The following is a 17,343-nucleotide window of genomic DNA, read 5'->3' on the forward strand; positions in this document are numbered from 1 at the left end:
CACTCGTGGGGCTGATACCCCACACGAGTGCGGACGTTGCGGCGTTCTGGGTGCGTGCCCTCAGTCCTCGTCGTCCTCGTCGGACTTCTTGTACGGGTCGGCGTCGCCCGCGAACGAGGACGCGGCCGCCAAGGCAGCCACCTCACGGTCGCGCCGGGCCGCCTCGATGAGGGCGGCGTCGAGCTGCGCCGACGTGTCCGGCAGGGCGTCGAGATGGAAGTCGAGCGACGGGGTCAGCCGGATACCGGTCTGCTTGCCGACCTCGGACCGGATGATCCCCTTGGCGCTCTCGAGCGCCTTGGCGGTGTCGCTGCGCGCGACGTCGTCCCCGAGGACGGTGTAGAAGACGTCCGCGTGCTGGAGATCACCGGTGACGCGCACGTCGGTGACGGTGACGAAGCCCAGCCGGGGGTCCTTGATCCGGGTGTCGAGCATCTGCGCGACGACCTGCTGGATGCGCTCGCTGAGCTTGCGGGCGCGGGCGGTGTCCGCCATCGGATCACTCCTTCTGTCTAGGTGAGAGACCGCAGGGCGGGCGAGGTCTCTCGCCCGCCCTGCGGTTCGTGATCAGACTGGGGTCAGGCGCGCGGCTTCTCGCGCATCTCCCAGGTCTCGATGGTGTCGCCGATCTCGACGTCGTTGAACGACCCGAGGCCGATACCGCACTCGAAGCCCTCGCGGACCTCCGTGGCGTCGTCCTTGAACCGCTTGAGCGACTCGATCGTCAGGTTGTCCCCGATGACCTTGCCGCCACGCGTGACACGCGCCTTCGTGTTCCGTCGGATGAGGCCCGACCGGACGATCGAGCCGGCGATGTTGCCGAACTTCGACGACCGGAAGACCTCGCGCACCTCGGCGGAACCGAGCTGCACCTCCTCGTACTCCGGCTTGAGCATGCCCTTGAGGGCCGCCTCGACGTCGTCGATCGCCTGGTAGATGACCGAGTAGAAGCGCACGTCGACGCCCTCACGGTCGGCCAGCTCCTCGACACGCTCCGCGTACTTGACGTTGAACCCGATGATGATCGCCGAGTCGACGGTCGCCAGGTTGACGTCGTTCTGCGTGATCGCACCGACACCGCGGTGGATGACCCGCAGATCGACCTCGTCGCCGACGTCGATCTTGAGCAGCGCGTCCTCGAGGGCCTCGACGGCACCCGAGACGTCGCCCTTGAGGACCAGGTTGAGGGTCTCGACCTTGCCCTGCTGGAGCGCCTGCGTGAAGTCCTCGAGGCTGATGCGCTTGCGACGCTTGGCCAGGAGGGCGGCACGCTCGGCCGCCTCGCGCTTCTCGCCGATCTGGCGCGCGGTGCGGTCGTCCGGAGCCACGATGAACGTGTCGCCGGCGCGGGGCACCGAGGTCAGACCGAGCACCTGGACCGGACGCGACGGCCCGGCCACGAGGACCGGCTCGCCGTGCTCGTCGAACATCGCGCGGACGCGGCCGTAGGCCGTGCCGGCGACGATCGAGTCGCCCACCTCGAGCGTGCCCGACTGGACGAGCACCGTCGCGACGGCACCGCGGCCCTTGTCGAGGTTCGCCTCGATGGCAACGCCACGAGCGTCCTTGTCGGCGTTGGCCCGCAGGTCGAGAGCGGCGTCCGCCGTGAGGAGGACCGCCTCGAGGAGCTGGTCGATGCCGACGTTCTGCTTCGCGGAGACGTCGACGAACATCGTGTCGCCGCCGTACTCCTCGGCCACCAGGTTGTACTCGGTGAGCTGCTGGCGGATCTTGTCGGGGTTGGCCCCCTCCTTGTCCACCTTGTTGACCGCGACCACGATCGGCACGCCGGCCGCCTGGGCGTGGTTGAGCGCCTCGATGGTCTGCGGCATCACGCCGTCGTCGGCCGCGACCACGAGGATCGCGATGTCGGTCACCTGCGCACCACGGGCACGCATGGCGGTGAACGCCTCGTGACCCGGGGTGTCGATGAACGTGACGGCACGGTCGATGCCCTCGTGCGTGGTGTGCACCTGGTAGGCACCGATGTGCTGCGTGATCCCGCCGGCCTCGCCCGCGACGACGTCCGTCTGGCGGATGGCGTCGAGGAGCTTGGTCTTTCCGTGGTCGACGTGGCCCATGACGGTGACGACCGGCGGGCGCGCCGTCAGGTCGTCGTCGCCCTCCGCCTCGAGCTCGGCATCCAGGTCGATGTCGAAGGCCCCGAGCAGCTCGCGGTCCTCCTCCTCGGCCGACACCATCTCGATGACGTAGCCGAGCTCGACCGCGAGCGTGCCGAACGTGTCCTCGTCGAGCGACTGCGTCGCCGTGGCCATCTCACCGAGGTGGAACAGCACCGTGACCAGAGCCGCCGGGTTGGCGTCGATCTTGTCGGCGAAGTCGTTCAGCGACGAGCCGTGGCGGAGGCGGACGACGGTCTTGCCGTTGCCGCGGGGGACCTGGACGCCGCCGAGCGACGGCGCCTGCATCTGCTCGAACTCTTGACGCTTCGCACGCTTCGACTTGCGGCCGCGGACGGGACGACCGCCCGCACGGCCGAAGGCACCCTGCGTGCTGCCGCGACCGGCACCACCGGGACGACCGCCGCCGCCACCGGGACGACCGGCGAAGCCGCCACCGCCGCCGGGGGCACCGCCGGGCGCGCCACCGGGTGCGCCGCCGGGACGACCGGCGTAGCCACCACGGGCACCGCCCGGACCGCCGCCTGCGCGACCGCCACCGGGACCGGCCGGACGCTCCCCGGGACGGCCGACACCGCTGGCCGTGCGGCCCGGCATCATGCCCGGGTTGGGGCGCGGACCGCCGGGACGGGGACCACCGGGACGGGGGCCACCGGGACGCTCGCCTGCCGACGCAGCGGGAGCCGCGCCGTCGGCCGGAGCGGGACGTCGGTCGCGGTCGCCCGGACGCGGCATGCCCTGCGAGGGCGCGAACGGGTTGTTGCCGGGACGCGGACCGCCGGGACGGTTCTCGCGCGGGCGCTCGCCCTGGCGGGGCATGCCCTGCGAGGGTGCGAAGGGGTTGTTGCCGGGGCGCGCGGCAGGCGCGGGCGCCTGACGCGGTCCGGGACGGACCGCGGGACTCGTCGACGACGCGGCAGCAGGAGCTGCGGCGGGCGCGGGGGCTGCGGCGGGTGCCGACGCGGCGGCCGGAGCCGGACGCGACGGGGCGGGAGCAGCCGGAGCCACGGCAACCGGCGCTGCTGCGGCCGGACGCGGTGCCTCGACGACGGGGGCGGCGGGTGCGGGGGCGGGCGCCGGCGCAGGACGCGCGGGTGCCTTGGGTGCTGCTGCTGCCGGCGCGGACGTTCCCGCACCTGCGGGGTACTCGTCGCGCAGCTTGCGGACGACCGGGGGTTCGATGGTCGACGATGCCGACCGGACGAACTCACCGAGATCGTTCAGCTTGGTCATGATGGTCTTGCTGTCGACCCCGAGCTCTTTCGCGAGCTCGTAGACGCGGACCTTGGCCACATCTCTCCTGTCTCGGTCCGCCCGGACAGGGTCGGACCGTCGTTAGTTCTGGGTACTCATCGCTGGGTACTCATCGGTGCGTGCTCATCGGGTAGCCATCGGCTTCCAGACCCGCTTCCCTCATCGACGATCGGCCTACGACGCCGGGATCTGCCCGGTGCCGCTCTCATCCTGCTTCTCCTCGACGTACCTGCGCACGGCGCTCACATCGAGCAGGCCCGCGTTGCGCAGTGCCCGCCCGAGTGCACGTCGGCGTTCGGCGGTGTCGAGGCATCCAGGATCGGGGTGCAGCCACGCCCCCCTGCCCGGCATCCGGCGACCGACGTCCACGGTCAGCGCGGGAACTCCCGCGGCATCCGTGGCGACGACCACCCTCAGCAGGGCTGACCTCGGGCCAGTGGCTCGGCACCCCACGCACGTCCGGACCGGACCCATGCCAGAGACCGCTTTCGCTGTCTGTGGGGTCCGCCGGCTCGACGGGAGGAGCCGGACATCCGGCCCAGCCGCAGTGAGTCTACCGCGCCGTGCCACTGGATGCGTCAATCGTGACGTCATTCACCGGCACTCGCGCCCTGCAGGTCGCCGGGCACCTCCGCGTCGGAGCGGATGTCGATGCGCCAGCCGGTCAGCTTGGCGGCGAGCCGGGCGTTCTGGCCCTCCTTGCCGATCGCCAGCGACAGCTGGTAGTCCGGCACGACGACCCGGGCGGCACGCGCCTCGGGGTCCACGACCGTCACCGACAGGACCCGGGCGGGCGACAGCGCGTGCGCGATCATCTCGGCCGGGTCGTCGGCGTGGTCGACGATGTCGATCTTCTCGCCGTGCAGCTCGGCCATGACGGCCCGGACGCGGCCGCCCATCGGGCCGATGCATGCACCCTTGGCGTTCACGCCGGCGACGGTCGCGCGGACGGCCATCTTGGTGCGGTGACCGGCCTCGCGCGCCATCGCGGTGATCTCGACGGTCCCGTCGGCCACCTCGGGGACCTCCAGCTCGAACAGCTTGCGCACCAGGTTCGGGTGTGTGCGGGACAGCGTGACCTGCGGGCCGCGCGGACCGCGGGCGACCTCGAGCACATAGCCGCGGATGCGGTCGCCGTGCACGTACTCCTCCCCCGGCACCTGCTCGTGGGCCGGCAGGACGGCCTCGGTGCCGCCCACGTCGATGAGCACGGTGCGCGGATCGCGTCCCTGCTGGATGACGCCGCCGAGCACCTCACCCTCCTTGCCACGGAACGCGCCCAGCACCTGGTCGTCCTCGGCGTCGCGGAGGCGCTGCACGATGACCTGCCGCGCCGTCGCGGTCGCGATGCGTCCGAACCCGTCGGGGGTGTGGTCGAACTCCGGCTCGTCGTGCGGTGCGTAGGTGGGTGCGTCGTCCTCCTGCGCCGGAGGCTCCTCGCGCGCCCAGACGGTCACGTGGCCACTCTTGCGGTCCACCTCGACGCGGGCCCGCGTGTGCGCGCCCGGCGTGCGGTGGTACGCCGAGAGGAGCGCCTGCTCGATCGCCGAGACGAGCACGTCGAGGCTGATCTCCCGCTCGCGCTCGAGCATCCTCAGCGTCTGCATGTCGATGTCCATCTCAGCTCTCCTGTCCGGCGTCGGCGTCGCTGCCGGCCTCGTCGTCGTCCACGGGCCCGACACCTGTCAGGTCAACCTCGACGTGCGCGGCGCGCACCTCGGACAAGGGGATCCGCACGGGCTCCCCCACCACCGGCTTGCGACCCTTGAGGCCAGGGGTCACCGGCACGACGACGATGGTGCCGTCGTCCGACCCCGTCCGCTCGACGGCCGTCAGCCGCCCGCTCACGGGCTCGTCGTCGTGCCTCTTCACGATCACGGTGTGACCCACGGCGTGCGTGAAGTGCCGGCGCTCGGTCAGCGGGCGGGACACCCCGGGGCTCATCACCTCGAGCGTGTACTCGCCGGTGATCGTGTCCGCCGCGTCCAACGCGTCGGAGACGGCGTGCGTCGCCTCGGCGATGCGGTCCAGGTCCAGGCCGCCGTCGTCGTCCTCGGTCACGTCGATCACGACCTCGACGACCGACCGACCTGCGGCGCGTCGCACCACGACGTCCTCCAGCAGCAGACCCACCGACTCGACGGCCGGCACGACGACCTGCCGGACCCGCTCGGCGTGTGCTGGGTGCTCTGGCGCGGCCATGTCAGCCTCCTGTCGGCTCCAGCGGGTCAGTGCCGAGGCAACGGATCGACCCTGTGATGTTGTGGGGTCCAGCGTAACGAGTCCGGGCGTGCCCGACCGCCGCCGCAGCAGCGCATGGCAGGATCACCGGCGATGCATCCCCCCTCGCACCCGCACCAGTACCCGGATGTCGCCTCGCGCGCCGGCCGGGTCGGTGTCGCGCTCGCCACACTCCTCGCTCTCGCGCTCCTGGCGGGTTGCGGTCTGCGGACCGAGACACCGCCGCCGGTCGAGCCGAGCCCCGACGCGATCGAGCAGGTACGCGGCCGAACGGTCGCCGACGCCCAGGCGCTGGCCGCAGACGCACGCGCGCTGTCCGCGACCGCCGCCGAGCCGGTCGCGCGCGTCCTGGCCGACGTCGCATCGTTCTCCGACCAGCACGCCGAGCAGGCGGGCGGCACCTACGTCTCCGGGCTGCCGACGCCGACCACGTCGCCGTCGACGGCTGCGGTGGTACCCGACGTGCCGACGTTCCTGGCCGACCTGGCGGCCGCGACCACGACCTCGCTGACCGATGCCGATGCGGTCGAGGACGGCACGCTCGCCCGGCTCGTGGCGTCGATCGCCACCTCACGCGCCGAGCTCACCGCCCGGCTCGCGAAGGCCGCCGGACTGCCCGCACCGGCGGTCGAGCCTGCGGACGAGGATGCCACCCCCGCTCCCACCGCGACCGAGCCCGCGACACCCGCGCCGAGCCCGAGCGTCGCCCTGCCTGCGTCCTCCCTCGACGCGCTCGCGCTCGCGCACGACCAGGCCGGATTCGGCTTCGAGGTGATCGCCGCGAAGCTGTCCGGCGACCAGCGCGCGACCGCCCGGGCGGCCGCGTCGTCCAACCGCTCCGAGAGCGAGCGATGGGCTCGTGCGTCGGGCAGCGACGGCACGCCGCGGGATCCACGCCGGGCCTCCTACGCGCTGCCGGCCGGGCTCGACGATCCCAGCGTCGCCGTCGCCCTCGGCCGCACGCTGGAGTCCGCGGTCGCGGACGCCTATGCCCATGCCGTGGCCACCGCTCCGGCGGGTGAGCGCGTGCCGCTGATCTCGGGCCTGCGCGCCGCGACGACCGCCGCCGCAACCTGGGGCGCTACCCCGGTCCCGTTCCCGGGCCTCCCCGAACAGGTCCAGAAGCCCACCACCTGAACCAGACGTCCGCACTCGTGGGTGCCCTAGGCCCCACGAGTGCGGACGTTTGGGGGTGGGTCAGCGGGACGTCCGCGTTCGTGGGTGCCAGGGGCCACACGAACGCGGACGTTGCGTCGGGTCAGGCGGTGAGCAGGGTGGCGACGAGGGCTGCCACGTGGTCGGCGGCCTGGTCGACCGCGACCTGCTCGGTCGTGCCACCGGTGCGCGGACGGACCTCCACGACACCCTCGGCGAGCCCGCGCCCGACGACGACGACCAGCGGCACACCCAGCAGCTCGGCGTCGGCGAACTTCACGCCGGGCGAGACGCGACCCGGGCGGTCGTCGTAGATGACCTCGACGCCGCGCGACGAGAGCTCGGTGGCCAGCACCTCGGCCGCCTCGAAGACCGCCGGGTCCTTGCCGGTGGCCACGACAGTCACGTGCGCGGGGGCGACGTGCGCGGGCCACGCGAGACCACGCTCGTCGTTGTTGGCCTCGGCCAGCGCGGCGAGCACGCGGGTCACACCGATGCCGTAGGAGCCCATCGTGACCACCTGCGACTTGCCGTTCTGGTCCAGCACGGTCAGGCCCAGCGCCTGGGCGTACTTGCGACCGAGCGCGAAGATGTGGCCGATCTCGATGCCGCGAGCCAGCTCCAGCGGTCCCGAACCGTCGGGCGCGAGGTCACCGGCACGCACCTCCGCGGCCTCGACCGTCCCGTCGGCGGTGAAGTCGCGGCCCGCGACGAGGTCGAACACGTGCCGGCCCGGCTCGTTCGCCCCCGTGATCCACCGGGTGCCGGGAACGACGCGCGGGTCGAGCACGTACCGCACGGCGGTGCGCTCCGCCCCCTCGGCGACGGGGACGTTCGGACCGATCGCGGCGGGGCCGATGTACCCCCGGACCAGCTCGGGGCGCGCGGCGAAGTCGGCGTCGCCCGCGGCCTCGACCTCGGCCGGCGACACGGCCGCCTCGAGGCGCTTCAGGTCCACCTCGCGGTCGCCCGGCAGACCGACGACGAGCAGCTCGCGCTCACCGGTCGGGTGCACGAGCGCGAGCACCACGTTCTTGAGGGTGTCGGCCGCCGTCCAGGCCCGGTCGGGCCGTGCGAAGCGCTCGTTCGCGAGGGCGACCAGCGAGTCGATGGTCGGAGTGTCCGGGGTGTCCTCGACGTGGGACGCGGGGGCGTCGTCGAACGGGACGGCGTCCGGGACCACCGTCGTGACGGCTTCCACGTTCGCCGCGTAGCCGCCGGCGGACCGGACGAACGTGTCCTCCCCGATCGCCGTCGGCGTCAGGAACTCCTCCGACCGGGAGCCGCCCATGGCGCCCGAGGTCGCCGCCACGATCACGTACTCGAGCCCGAGGCGCTCGAAGATCCGCTGGTAGGCCACGCGCTGCGCCTGGTAGGAGGCTTCGAGCCCCTCGTCGTCGACGTCGAAGGAGTAGGCGTCCTTCATGATGAACTCGCGCCCGCGGATCAGCCCAGCGCGCGGACGGGCCTCGTCGCGGTACTTCGTCTGGATCTGGAAGAGCGTCAGGGGCAGGTCCTTGTACGACGAGTACAGGTCCTTGACCAGCAGCGTGAAGAGCTCCTCGTGCGTGGGCGCGAGCAGGTAGTCACCGCCCTTGCGGTCCTTGAGGCGGAAGATGTTCGGGCCGTACTCGGTCCAGCGGCCGGTCGCCTCGTAGGGCTCCCGCGGCAGCAGCGCCGGGAAGTGCACCTCCTGCGCGCCCGCGGCGTTCATCTCCTCACGGACCACCGCCTCGACCTTGGCAAGCACCCGAAGGCCCAGCGGGAGCCAGGTGTAGATGCCCGGGGCAGCTCGACGGATGTAGCCGGCGCGCACCAGGAGCCGGTGGCTCGCGACCTCGGCGTCGACGGGGTCCTCGCGCAGTGTGCGGAAGAAGAGCGTGGAAAGGCGCAGAAGCATGACCGCGAGCCTAGTTGCTCGCGCCGAGCAGATTTACGGGAGCATGGGTGCGTGCCGGAGCTGCCCGAGGTCGAGGCGCTCGCGCAGTTCCTGCGCGGGCGGGCGGTCGACCACGTCGTGACGTCGGTCGAGATCGGCGCGATCAGCGCGCTCAAGACGTTCCGCCCGCCGCCGGACGCGCTCAAGGGCGGGGTCGTCGTCGACGTCCAGCGCCACGGGAAGTGGCTCGACCTCATGGTGGCGACGCCGACGGGCGAGCCGCTGCACCTGGTGTGGCACCTGTCGCGTGCGGGGTGGGTCCGCTGGTCCGAGCAGCTCTCCGACCGGCCGGTCCGACCGGGCAAGTCACCCATCGCGCTCCGCGTGCGGTTCGACGACGGCGCCGGCTTCGACCTGACCGAGGCGGGCACGCGCAAGCGGCTCGCGGTGCACGTCGTCGAGGACCCGCAGGACGTCCCGATGATCGCGACGTTGGGCGTCGAGCCCCTCTCGGAGGAGTTCACGACGGAACGCCTGCACGAGCTGCTCGCCGCCCGCAACCAGCAGGTCAAGGGACTGCTGCGCGACCAAGGCACCATCGCGGGGATCGGCAACGCGTACTCGGACGAGATCCTGCTGGTCGCCCGGATGAGCCCCTTCGCGATGACGAAGTCGTTCGACGCCACCAGGACCGCCACGCTCTACAGCGCGATCCACGACGTCCTCACCGAGGCGGTGCGGGCGGCGTCGGGCAAGCCGGCGGCCGAGCTCAAGGACGCGAAGCGACAAGGGATGCGCGTGCACGGACGCACGGGCGAACCGTGCCCGGGCTGGGACGGGGTGCCCTGCGGCGACACGGTGCACGAGGTGTCGTTCGCCGACTCCGCGCTGCAGTACTGCCCCACCTGTCAGACCGGCGGGAAGCCGCTCGCCGACCGACGGATGTCACGCCTGCTGCGCTGAGGCGGCAGAGGCAGGCGTCCGGCTCAGCGGGGTCGGCCGGTCAGAACAGGACGGTCGCGTAGGTGCCGACCTGGCGGAAGCCCACGGCACGGTAGGCCGCGAGCGCCCGAGCGTTGTAGCTGTTGACGTACAGCGAGACCACCGGGACGACCTCGGCGCGAGTCGCCTGCACGACGGCGGCCATGCCCGCCTCGGAGAGCCGCTCCCCGCGGCGGTCGGGCGCGACCCAGACCCCCTGGACCTGCGCGACGCCGCCGGCGACCGCGCCGAGCTCGGCCTTGAACACGACGTCCCTCCTCGACCGCGGCGAGGACGTGTCGACCCGCACGAACGACCGGCCCTGGGCGATCAGGTTGCGGACGCGCGTCTCGTAGGGGCCGCCCGGGCCACTGACGGGCGAGTAGCCGACCTCTTCGGTGAACATCTGGACGCAGGCCGGCAGGACGATGTCGAACTCCTCCGGGTTCGACCGGCGCACCCTCGGGTCGGCGGTCACCAGGGCGGCATGCTCGATCACCATCGACGGCTGGTCTTCGCGGACCTCGCGCGCCGCGGGCCAGAACTGCCGCAGGCGGCTCCACATCCCGAGGGTCGCGTCGGCGGGACCCACGATGGACGAGCAGCGACGACCCTGCAGGCGGGCGATCCCCGCGAACGCGTCGAGTGCCCGAGAGAGCGTGCGTGGGTCGTCAACGGGGACCACAGGAACCATGTTCGCGCCCGCGAAGCAGATGGCGACCAGCTCGTCGTCCTGCTCGTACCCCCAGAGGCTGCCACCTGCCGCACGCAGACCGCGACCGACGGCCTGCTCCAACCGGGCGGTGGCGAGCACGGAACCGACCGCATCACGTGCGCAGACGGCCAGCGCGCTCTCGAGGTCGACGTCCGAGAGGACCCGACCTCCAGCCCGGTTGTCGAGCAGAGCAGCGCGGCGTTGCACCATGAGGCGATCTTGCACCACCTCGGACCGATTCACCCTATCTACGGCGCGTCGATGTGATGAATTCCCGGTGGGTCCCCGAGCGGATTCGCCCGGTCAGCCCACCGTGACGACGGGGGCGCCCGCGCCGGCCTCGACCGGGTCCATCGACTCGGCGAGCCGCATGGCCTCCTCGATGAGGGTCTCGACGATGAGCGCCTCGGGCACGGTCTTGATGACCTCGCCGCGCACGAAGATCTGCCCCTTGCCGTTGCCCGAGGCGACGCCGAGATCGGCCTCGCGGGCCTCCCCGGGTCCGTTGACGACGCAGCCCATGACGGCGACGCGGAGCGGGACCTCCAACCCCTCGAGGCCAGCCGTCACGCGCTCCGCCAGCGTGTAGACGTCCACCTGGGCGCGACCGCACGACGGGCAGGACACGATCTCGAGCTTGCGGGGACGCAGGTTCAGCGACTGCAGGATCTGGATGCCGACCTTGACCTCTTCGACCGGAGGCGCGGACAGCGAGACGCGGATGGTGTCGCCGATGCCCTTGCTCAGCAGGGCACCGAACGCGGTCGCGGACTTGATCGTGCCCTGGAACGCAGGCCCGGCCTCGGTCACGCCGAGGTGCAGCGGCCAGTCGCCCCGCTCGGAGAGCAGCTCGTACGCGCGCACCATCACGACCGGGTCGTTGTGCTTGACGGAGATCTTGAAGTCGCGGAAGCCGTGCTCCTCGAAGAGCGACGCCTCCCAGACGGCCGACTCGACGAGCGCCTCGGGGGTGGCCTTGCCGTACTTGGCGAGCAGGCGCGGGTCGAGCGACCCGGCGTTCACGCCGATGCGGATCGAGACGCCGGCGTCCGTGGCGGTGCGGGCGATCTCCTTGACCTGGTCGTCGAACTTGCGGATGTTGCCCGGGTTGACCCGGACGGCCGCACAGCCGGCCTCGATCGCTGCGAACACGTACTTCGGCTGGAAGTGGATGTCCGCGATCACGGGGATCTGCGACTTGCGGGCGATCGCCGGCAGCGCGTCGGCGTCGTCCTGCGTCGGGACGGCCACGCGCACGATGTCGCAGCCCGCCGCGGTCAGCGCGGCGATCTGCTGCAGGGTCGCGTTGATGTCGGTGGTCGGCGTCGTGCACATGGACTGCACGCTCACCGGCGCGTCGCCGCCCACCTCGACCTTGCCGACACGGATCTTTCGGGTGGGACGCCGCGGCGCCAGCACGGGGACGGGCGCCTCCGGCATGCCGAGGCTGATCGGGATGCTCACGCCGCCATCATCGCACCCACGTCGCCGCGTGCCTTCTTTGTGGCAGTGGCGTGCACGACATCACCGTCAGATCTGCACCGGGTTGACGAGGTCCGCGTAGATCAGGAGCAGACCCACAGCCCCGAACAGGACGAAGACGCTGTACGCGAGCGGCACCAGCTTCGCGCTGTCGAAGGGGCCCGGGCGGGGCCGGCCACGGAGCCGGGCCACCTGTCGACGACCGCCCTCCCAGAGGGAGGCTGCCACGTGCCCGCCGTCGAGCGGCGGCAGCGGGATGAGGTTGAAGACGAACAGGGCGATGTTCAGGCTGGCGAGCATCAGGAGCAGGCCGGCGAGCTTGAGCCCCCAGTCGATGTCGTGCTCCGAGGCGATCTCGCCGGCGAACCGACCGACGCCGACCACCCCGACGACGCTGCTGGTGTCCCGCGGGGTGTCGTGCACGGTCGAGCTCCAGAGGTCGCCGACCTTCTGCGGGAACGTCGCGACGACCGCAGCCGTCTCGCCGGTCATCGTCGCGACCCGGCCCGGTATCCGCCAGATCGACTCGCGCTGGGTCTCCTCCTTGGGCCCGATGCCGATGAACCCGACGGACGAGGTCTTCGGGGTGCCGTCCGCGTTGAGCACCGCGTTGGCGTGCGCGTCGTAGACGGGTCGTTCGGCCACGACCGGCGTCACCGTGAGGTCGACGCTCGTGCCGTCCCGTTCAACGGTCACGGGTACCGCCTCGTCGCCGGTCGCTCGGATGAGCTTCGAGAGGTCCTCCCACGAGTCGACGGCGGTGCCGTTGTAGGAGGTGATGGTGTCGCCAGGCAGCAGACCCGCGGCAGCGCCGGGCGCGACGTCGTCGGTCGAGGTGCACTCCCGGGTTGCGGGCGCACTGACGGGGATCACGCAGGCGCTGACGGACTTGAGCGTGGTCGTCGGGCCGGGCAGACCGATCCCGACGAACACGATCGCCATCAGCACGAAGGCGATCACGAGGTTCATGACGGGCCCGCCGAGCATGACGACCAGCTTCTTCGGCGTCGACAGCCGGTAGAACGCGCGGTGGTCCTCGCCCTCGTGGATCTCCTCGGCGCTGGCGAGCCTGGCGTCCCGCGCCAGCCGTCCCACCCAGGTCCGGGCCTGGGGGTTGCCGACCGCCTCCGCGGGTGGGTACATCCCGACCAGCCGGACGAAGCCGCCGAGCGGGATCGCCTTGAACCCGTACTCGGTCTCGCCCTTGACGCGGGACCACAGCGTGGGGCCGAAGCCGACCATGTAGTGGCTCACCCGCACGCCGAAGCGCTTCGCGGGCACCATGTGTCCGACCTCGTGCAGCGCGATCGATCCGAGCAGCACGACGACGAAGATCAGCAGGCCAACCACGTACTCCATCGAGAACCTCCGTCACGGGACAGCGCCCCACCGAGCGTGGACCCTGAGCCCCGCCGGCCCATAGTCTCCCGCAACCCTGGGAACTTGCTGGACCCGCGCTGGGCTCACCCGGACGGCCGCAGAACGGAGTGCACGCGTCCTTCCCGGACCGCCCCGCGACTTCACCCTGTGGCGCCAGGGCGATGCACCGGCACGACACGCTTCGCACTAGCATCCCGCACGCCGCCCCGCGCGGGGAGCACGGAGCGACGGGAGCGACGACGTGGGACTTTTCGGACGCAATGGCGTGTCCGACGACGAGGCCGGCAAGCCAGGCCAGGCGGGGCCGATGCCGACCGGCGGGCCAGCTCCGGGACCGAGCGGGCCGCTCGACCCGATGGTCGGCGCGCGGATCGCGGGGCGCGAGACCCTGCAGCGGGTGCTCGCGGCGCTCAAGGACGAGCGTGGCGTCCAGATCGAGGCCGTCGCGACCGCGCTCGGTGCCCTCGCCGGACGGGCGTGTCAGCTGGCCGCGACGGACGGCGTGCAGAACCGACGACCGGAGTACGCCGGCCTGACCGTCATGCAGGTGGGGAGCAAGGACGGGCAGACCTACCTCATGGGTCCGGCGATCAACCGGCCGCTCGCCGAGAGCCAGTTCTCGGTGTGGTCGCTCGTCGCGGGGTACGCGCAGAGCAAGGGCGCCGTCCTGCCCGATCTGGGTGAGCTGTTCGCGCACGGGACGAGCACCGTCGGCGGCCCGGAGTTCGGACGGCCGCGCTACGCACCGGGGACCGCCGCGCCCTACCTGCCCGTCCAGTACCTCGCCGTGTGGGAGCCGATGCTGCCGCACGTCGTGCGGTTCGCGCCCGACCCGCAGCAGTGGCCGGTCGTCTACGGGTTGGCCGTGCAGGGTCTCTTCGAGTCGACCGGTGGACAGTTCGACCTCGCCGTCCTGACTCGGGTCGTGATGGACAGCGCGATCGCGACGTCGAAGGTCGTCCTCGCGACGTAGCACGGCCGGTCGCGAGGTGCGGGAGGGGCATCGAGGTGCGGTTTTCGTCGTCGCAGCCCTTTCCCGGCCCCGACATCGGCACTAGCGTCCGTGCATGGCTACCGATTCTCTTGCCAGCCCGTCGTCTGCCCTGCCCGCTCTCGAGCAACGCCGCTCCCTGCGGACGACGATCCCGGGTCCGCGCTCTGTCGCCCTCGGCGCGCGCCGTGCCGCGGCGGTGGCCGGCGGCGTCTCCTCGACGCTCCCCGTCTACGTCGCGCGCGCGTCCGGCGCCGTGATCGAGGACGTGGACGGCAACGTCTTCGTGGACCTCGGCGCCGGGATCGCCGTCACGTCGGTCGGAGCCAGCGCGCCCGAGGTGGCCGCAGCGGTGGCCGCCCAGGCGCTCGACTTCACGCACACGTGCTTCATGATCAGCCCCTACGAGGAGTACGTGGCGGTCTGCGAGGCGCTGGCACGGCTCACCCCCGGCGACCACGAGAAGCGTTCGGTCCTGGTGAACTCCGGCGCCGAGGCCGTCGAGAACGCCGTGAAGATCGCGCGCCGCGCGACCGGTCGCGACGCCCTGATCGTGCTCGACCACGCGTACCACGGCCGGACCAACCTCACGATGGCGATGACCGCCCGCGCCATGCCCTACAAGACGGGCTTCGGACCGTTCGCCGGCGAGGTGTACCGCGTGCCGGCGTCCTACCCGTTGCGCGACCCGGAGGGGATGACCGGCGAGCAGGCCGCGCGCCGCGCGATCGACGTAGCCGAGCGGCAGGTCGGCGCCGACCAGGTGGCCGCGATCGTCGTCGAGCCGATCCTCGGCGAGGGCGGCTTCGTCGTGCCGGCACCCGGCTTCCTGGCGACGCTGGCGGCGTGGGCGAAGGAGAAGGGGATCGTCTTCGTCGCCGACGAGGTGCAGACCGGCTTCGCGCGTACGGGTGCCATGTTCGCGTGCGAGCACGAGGGCGTCGTGCCAGACCTCATCGCGCTCGCCAAGGGCATCGCCGGCGGCCTGCCGCTCGGCGCGGTGACGGGTCGGGCCGAGCTGCTGGACGCGGTGCACGCAGGCGGTCTCGGCGGAACGTTCGGCGGGAACCCGGTGGCGTGCGCCGCCGCCCTCGCGAGCATCGACCTGTACGAGCGCACGGACCTGGTTGGAGCGGCGCAGGCCATCGAGGCCCGGGTGGTCCCCCGCCTGACCGCGAGCCTCGCCGACGTCGGTGCGGTCGCCCAGACCCGCGGGCGCGGCGCCATGCTCGCCATCGAGCTCGTCGTGCCCGGAACGCTCGACCCCGACAAGGCGGCCGCGCAGAGGGTGGCCGCGGCGTGCGCCGCGCAAGGCGTGCTGGTGCTGACCTGCGGCACCTGGGGCAACGTGCTGCGCCTGCTGCCGCCCCTGGTCATCGGCGACGCGCTCCTCGACGACGCCCTCACCGTGCTGGAGGGCGCGCTTCAGGCTCTGTAATCGGTGGACGGCCCGCCGGAGCGCTGTCATCGTCGCGACGATGACTCGGATCTGGGACGCCGCGACGGCGGAGCGCTACGACACACCGGGCACCGGCATGTTCGCACCAGAGGTCCTCGAGGCGGGCTACCTGCTCATCGACACGTATGACGTGCTGGACCAGCAGGTGGTGTCGCACCACGTGAGGTTCGACGACAGCACGCAGGCCACCGTGTTCCGCAGCCCTCACCGGTACATCTGGCCCGCGGAGCTGGACCTGATGGCGCAGCTCGCAGGCCTCGAGCTGGAGCGTCGGGACGCCGACTGGTCGGGCTCGCCGTTCACGGCCGACTCGCCCTCCCACGTCTCGGTGTACCGACGTCCGACCTAAGGCGTGCGCTCGTCGAGTCCCCAGGGCGACCCGTACCCGGCGGGCGTCGGCGCTGCCAGCAGCTCCAGGAACGGCACGGCGTCGAACGCCTCAGGGCCGAGCACGCCCGACCCGGACCACACCCCCGCGGCCAGGAGCTCGAGAGCGACGACCGGGTTGACGGCCGTCTGCCAGACGACGCACTGCGCGCCGTACTCGGCCATCGACCAGGCGTTGTCGACGATGTGGTGCAGGTAGACCTCGCGCGGGTCGCCGTCCTTGCCGGTGCCGGTGACGAGCAGCCCGGCGCAGGTGGACCCGGTCATCCGCGGACCGATCGTCGCGGGCTCCGGCAGGGACGCGGCAACCACGTCACGCGGACTGACCGGCACGCCCCGCACCAGAACCGGAACGGTGCTGTCGAGACCGAGCGTGTGCAGCGTGCGCAGCACCCCGATGAACTCCTCGCCCAGGCCGTACTTGAACGTGACCTTGCGAGCGTCGACCCAGCGGGGCATGAGGAGGACCTCCTCGTGCTCCACGTGCACGCACTCCACCTCGCCGATCGGGTCGGGGAACCGGAACACCTCCGGCTCGTGGAACGGTGCGGTCGTGAACCAGCCGTCCTCGAGACCCGCTCCCGCCTCGGCTCGGTCGGCGGACCAGATGACCGGCGGGTTGAGGCACTCCTCGATCGTCGTCCAGATCGAGAACGAGGGCGCGAACATCGGCTCGCCGTCGTCGCCGAGCACGACGAGGTTGGCGCCGTCGCGCACCCCGAGCTCGTCGATCGAGTCGAAGAGGTGGTCCGCCGCGTACCGCGCGAAGACGTCGGACAGGCCGGGCTCCACGCCGATGCCGACGAGTGCCAGGCGGCCCGCCGAGGCCCAGTCGTCGGCGGTCGCGAACTGCTCGTCCCCGAGCTTCACGCCGGTCAGCTCGTACGGGCGGTCCTGGTGGGGGTGGGACAGCGACATGGCCATGTCGAGGTAGTCGGCACCGGCGGCGCGCACCCCGTCGAAGATCGACATGACGAACCGCGGGTCCACCGCGTTCAGCACGTGGGTGGCGTGGTGCTCACGCACGAGCGCCTCGACCGCTTCGGGACTCGACGCGTCGACGACGGCCGCGGCGAACCGGCCCCCGACGACGTCCTGAGCGCTCGCTGCGTCGACCGTCCGCTGCGCACGGCCCAGATCCACGTCCGCGACGACGAGGCGCTCGAAGAACGTCCGCCGGGCCGCGATCCGGGCGACCGCGTCACCGACCCCTCCGCTACCGACGACCAGGATCCGCACGAGGTCCACCTCTCATCGGGTGCGACGTCGCACCCGTTC

General features: G+C 71.9%; 15 protein-coding genes. 5 read left to right on the top strand and 10 right to left on the bottom strand.

The genetic code is table 11. The annotated features are described in order from the left end of the window. Positions 1 to 60 precede the first annotated feature (60 nt). The 5 genes from rbfA to rimP all read right to left on the bottom strand — a co-directional run bounded on the left by rbfA (position 61) and on the right by rimP (position 5,597). Positions 61 to 495: a 30S ribosome-binding factor RbfA gene (gene rbfA / locus I847_RS0112200; RefSeq protein WP_028049914.1), complete on the bottom strand. Its 435-nt coding sequence runs from the start codon at positions 493 to 495 to the stop codon at positions 61 to 63. 83 nt (positions 496 to 578) lie between these two features. Then, positions 579 to 3,434, bottom strand: a complete 2,856-nt coding sequence (infB, locus tag I847_RS0112205; RefSeq protein WP_028049915.1) for a translation initiation factor IF-2 — start codon at positions 3,432 to 3,434, stop codon at positions 579 to 581. 135 nt (positions 3,435 to 3,569) lie between these two features. Next, positions 3,570 to 3,806 (bottom strand): DUF448 domain-containing protein, encoded by a 237-nt coding sequence (locus tag I847_RS23495; RefSeq protein WP_369751728.1) that lies wholly within the window; start codon positions 3,804 to 3,806, stop codon positions 3,570 to 3,572. A 179-nt stretch (positions 3,807 to 3,985) separates the two neighbouring features. Continuing rightward, on the bottom strand, positions 3,986 to 5,014 hold the full coding sequence (nusA, locus tag I847_RS23500) for a transcription termination factor NusA (protein WP_034610089.1): 1,029 nt from the start codon (positions 5,012 to 5,014) through the stop codon (positions 3,986 to 3,988). 1 nt (position 5,015) lies between these two features. Further along, on the bottom strand, positions 5,016 to 5,597 hold the full coding sequence (rimP, locus tag I847_RS0112220; protein WP_028049916.1) for a ribosome maturation factor RimP: 582 nt from the start codon (positions 5,595 to 5,597) through the stop codon (positions 5,016 to 5,018). Between the two features lie 132 nt (positions 5,598 to 5,729). Between rimP and I847_RS25700 the strand changes: the two genes are divergently transcribed. Beyond that, positions 5,730 to 6,773: a DUF4439 domain-containing protein gene (locus tag I847_RS25700; protein ID WP_028049917.1), complete on the top strand. Its 1,044-nt coding sequence runs from the start codon at positions 5,730 to 5,732 to the stop codon at positions 6,771 to 6,773. A gap of 121 nt (positions 6,774 to 6,894) precedes the next feature. Here the strand turns inward: I847_RS25700 and I847_RS0112230 are convergent, their stop codons facing one another. Continuing rightward, a complete protein-coding gene (locus I847_RS0112230) occupies positions 6,895 to 8,691 on the bottom strand; it encodes a proline--tRNA ligase (protein WP_028049918.1) in 1,797 nt (598 codons plus the stop codon). Positions 8,692 to 8,742: 51 nt separating this feature from the next. On the opposite strand from I847_RS0112230, the gene I847_RS0112235 reads away from it, so the two are divergent. Beyond that, complete coding sequence (locus tag I847_RS0112235) at positions 8,743 to 9,633, top strand: DNA-formamidopyrimidine glycosylase family protein (protein WP_028049919.1); 891 nt, start codon at positions 8,743 to 8,745, stop codon at positions 9,631 to 9,633. Between the two features lie 40 nt (positions 9,634 to 9,673). Here the strand turns inward: I847_RS0112235 and I847_RS0112240 are convergent, their stop codons facing one another. The 3 genes from I847_RS0112240 to I847_RS0112250 form a co-directional block, all read right to left on the bottom strand. Further along, positions 9,674 to 10,576 (bottom strand): GNAT family N-acetyltransferase, encoded by a 903-nt coding sequence (locus tag I847_RS0112240; RefSeq protein ID WP_028049920.1) that lies wholly within the window; start codon positions 10,574 to 10,576, stop codon positions 9,674 to 9,676. 93 nt (positions 10,577 to 10,669) lie between these two features. Continuing rightward, the gene (gene ispG, locus I847_RS0112245) at positions 10,670 to 11,830 is read right to left on the bottom strand and encodes a flavodoxin-dependent (E)-4-hydroxy-3-methylbut-2-enyl-diphosphate synthase (protein WP_028049921.1); all 1,161 of its coding nucleotides are present in this window, start codon (positions 11,828 to 11,830) and stop codon (positions 10,670 to 10,672) included. A gap of 66 nt (positions 11,831 to 11,896) precedes the next feature. Continuing rightward, positions 11,897 to 13,207 (bottom strand): RIP metalloprotease, encoded by a 1,311-nt coding sequence (locus tag I847_RS0112250; protein ID WP_028049922.1) that lies wholly within the window; start codon positions 13,205 to 13,207, stop codon positions 11,897 to 11,899. Positions 13,208 to 13,493: 286 nt separating this feature from the next. Between I847_RS0112250 and I847_RS0112255 the strand changes: the two genes are divergently transcribed. The 3 genes from I847_RS0112255 (at position 13,494) to I847_RS0112265 (ending at position 16,027) form a co-directional block, all read left to right on the top strand. Continuing rightward, positions 13,494 to 14,201 (top strand): hypothetical protein, encoded by a 708-nt coding sequence (locus I847_RS0112255; RefSeq protein WP_028049923.1) that lies wholly within the window; start codon positions 13,494 to 13,496, stop codon positions 14,199 to 14,201. A 94-nt stretch (positions 14,202 to 14,295) separates the two neighbouring features. Next, on the top strand, positions 14,296 to 15,657 hold the full coding sequence (gene gabT, locus I847_RS0112260; RefSeq protein ID WP_051274842.1) for a 4-aminobutyrate--2-oxoglutarate transaminase: 1,362 nt from the start codon (positions 14,296 to 14,298) through the stop codon (positions 15,655 to 15,657). 40 nt (positions 15,658 to 15,697) lie between these two features. After that, on the top strand, positions 15,698 to 16,027 hold the full coding sequence (locus I847_RS0112265) for a hypothetical protein (RefSeq protein ID WP_028049925.1): 330 nt from the start codon (positions 15,698 to 15,700) through the stop codon (positions 16,025 to 16,027). Here I847_RS0112265 and I847_RS0112270 read toward each other — a convergent pair. Then, complete coding sequence (locus tag I847_RS0112270) at positions 16,024 to 17,304, bottom strand: saccharopine dehydrogenase family protein (RefSeq protein WP_028049926.1); 1,281 nt, start codon at positions 17,302 to 17,304, stop codon at positions 16,024 to 16,026. The two genes, I847_RS0112265 and I847_RS0112270, sit on opposite strands and share 4 nt — an antisense overlap. Between the last annotated feature and the right edge of the window lie 39 nt (positions 17,305 to 17,343).

The sequence above is a fragment of the Cellulomonas sp. URHD0024 genome (genome assembly GCF_000426185.1).
GTDB lineage: Bacteria > Actinomycetota > Actinomycetes > Actinomycetales > Cellulomonadaceae > Cellulomonas.

Bases quoted from the DNA above. Each gene is read 5' to 3' on its own strand.
- rbfA (WP_028049914.1), bottom strand. From the start codon at position 495: ATGGCGGACACCGCCCGCGCCCGCAAGCTCAGCGAGCGCATCCAGCAG.
- nusA (WP_034610089.1), bottom strand. From the start codon at position 5,014: ATGGACATCGACATGCAGACGCTGAGGATGCTCGAGCGCGAGCGGGAG.
- rimP (WP_028049916.1), bottom strand. From the start codon at position 5,597: ATGGCCGCGCCAGAGCACCCAGCACACGCCGAGCGGGTCCGGCAGGTC.
- I847_RS25700 (WP_028049917.1), top strand. From the start codon at position 5,730: ATGCATCCCCCCTCGCACCCGCACCAGTACCCGGATGTCGCCTCGCGC.
- I847_RS0112230 (WP_028049918.1), bottom strand. From the start codon at position 8,691: ATGCTTCTGCGCCTTTCCACGCTCTTCTTCCGCACACTGCGCGAGGAC.
- I847_RS0112240 (WP_028049920.1), bottom strand. From the start codon at position 10,576: ATGGTGCAACGCCGCGCTGCTCTGCTCGACAACCGGGCTGGAGGTCGG.
- I847_RS0112250 (WP_028049922.1), bottom strand. From the start codon at position 13,207: ATGGAGTACGTGGTTGGCCTGCTGATCTTCGTCGTCGTGCTGCTCGGA.
- gabT (WP_051274842.1), top strand. From the start codon at position 14,296: ATGGCTACCGATTCTCTTGCCAGCCCGTCGTCTGCCCTGCCCGCTCTC.
- I847_RS0112265 (WP_028049925.1), top strand. From the start codon at position 15,698: ATGACTCGGATCTGGGACGCCGCGACGGCGGAGCGCTACGACACACCG.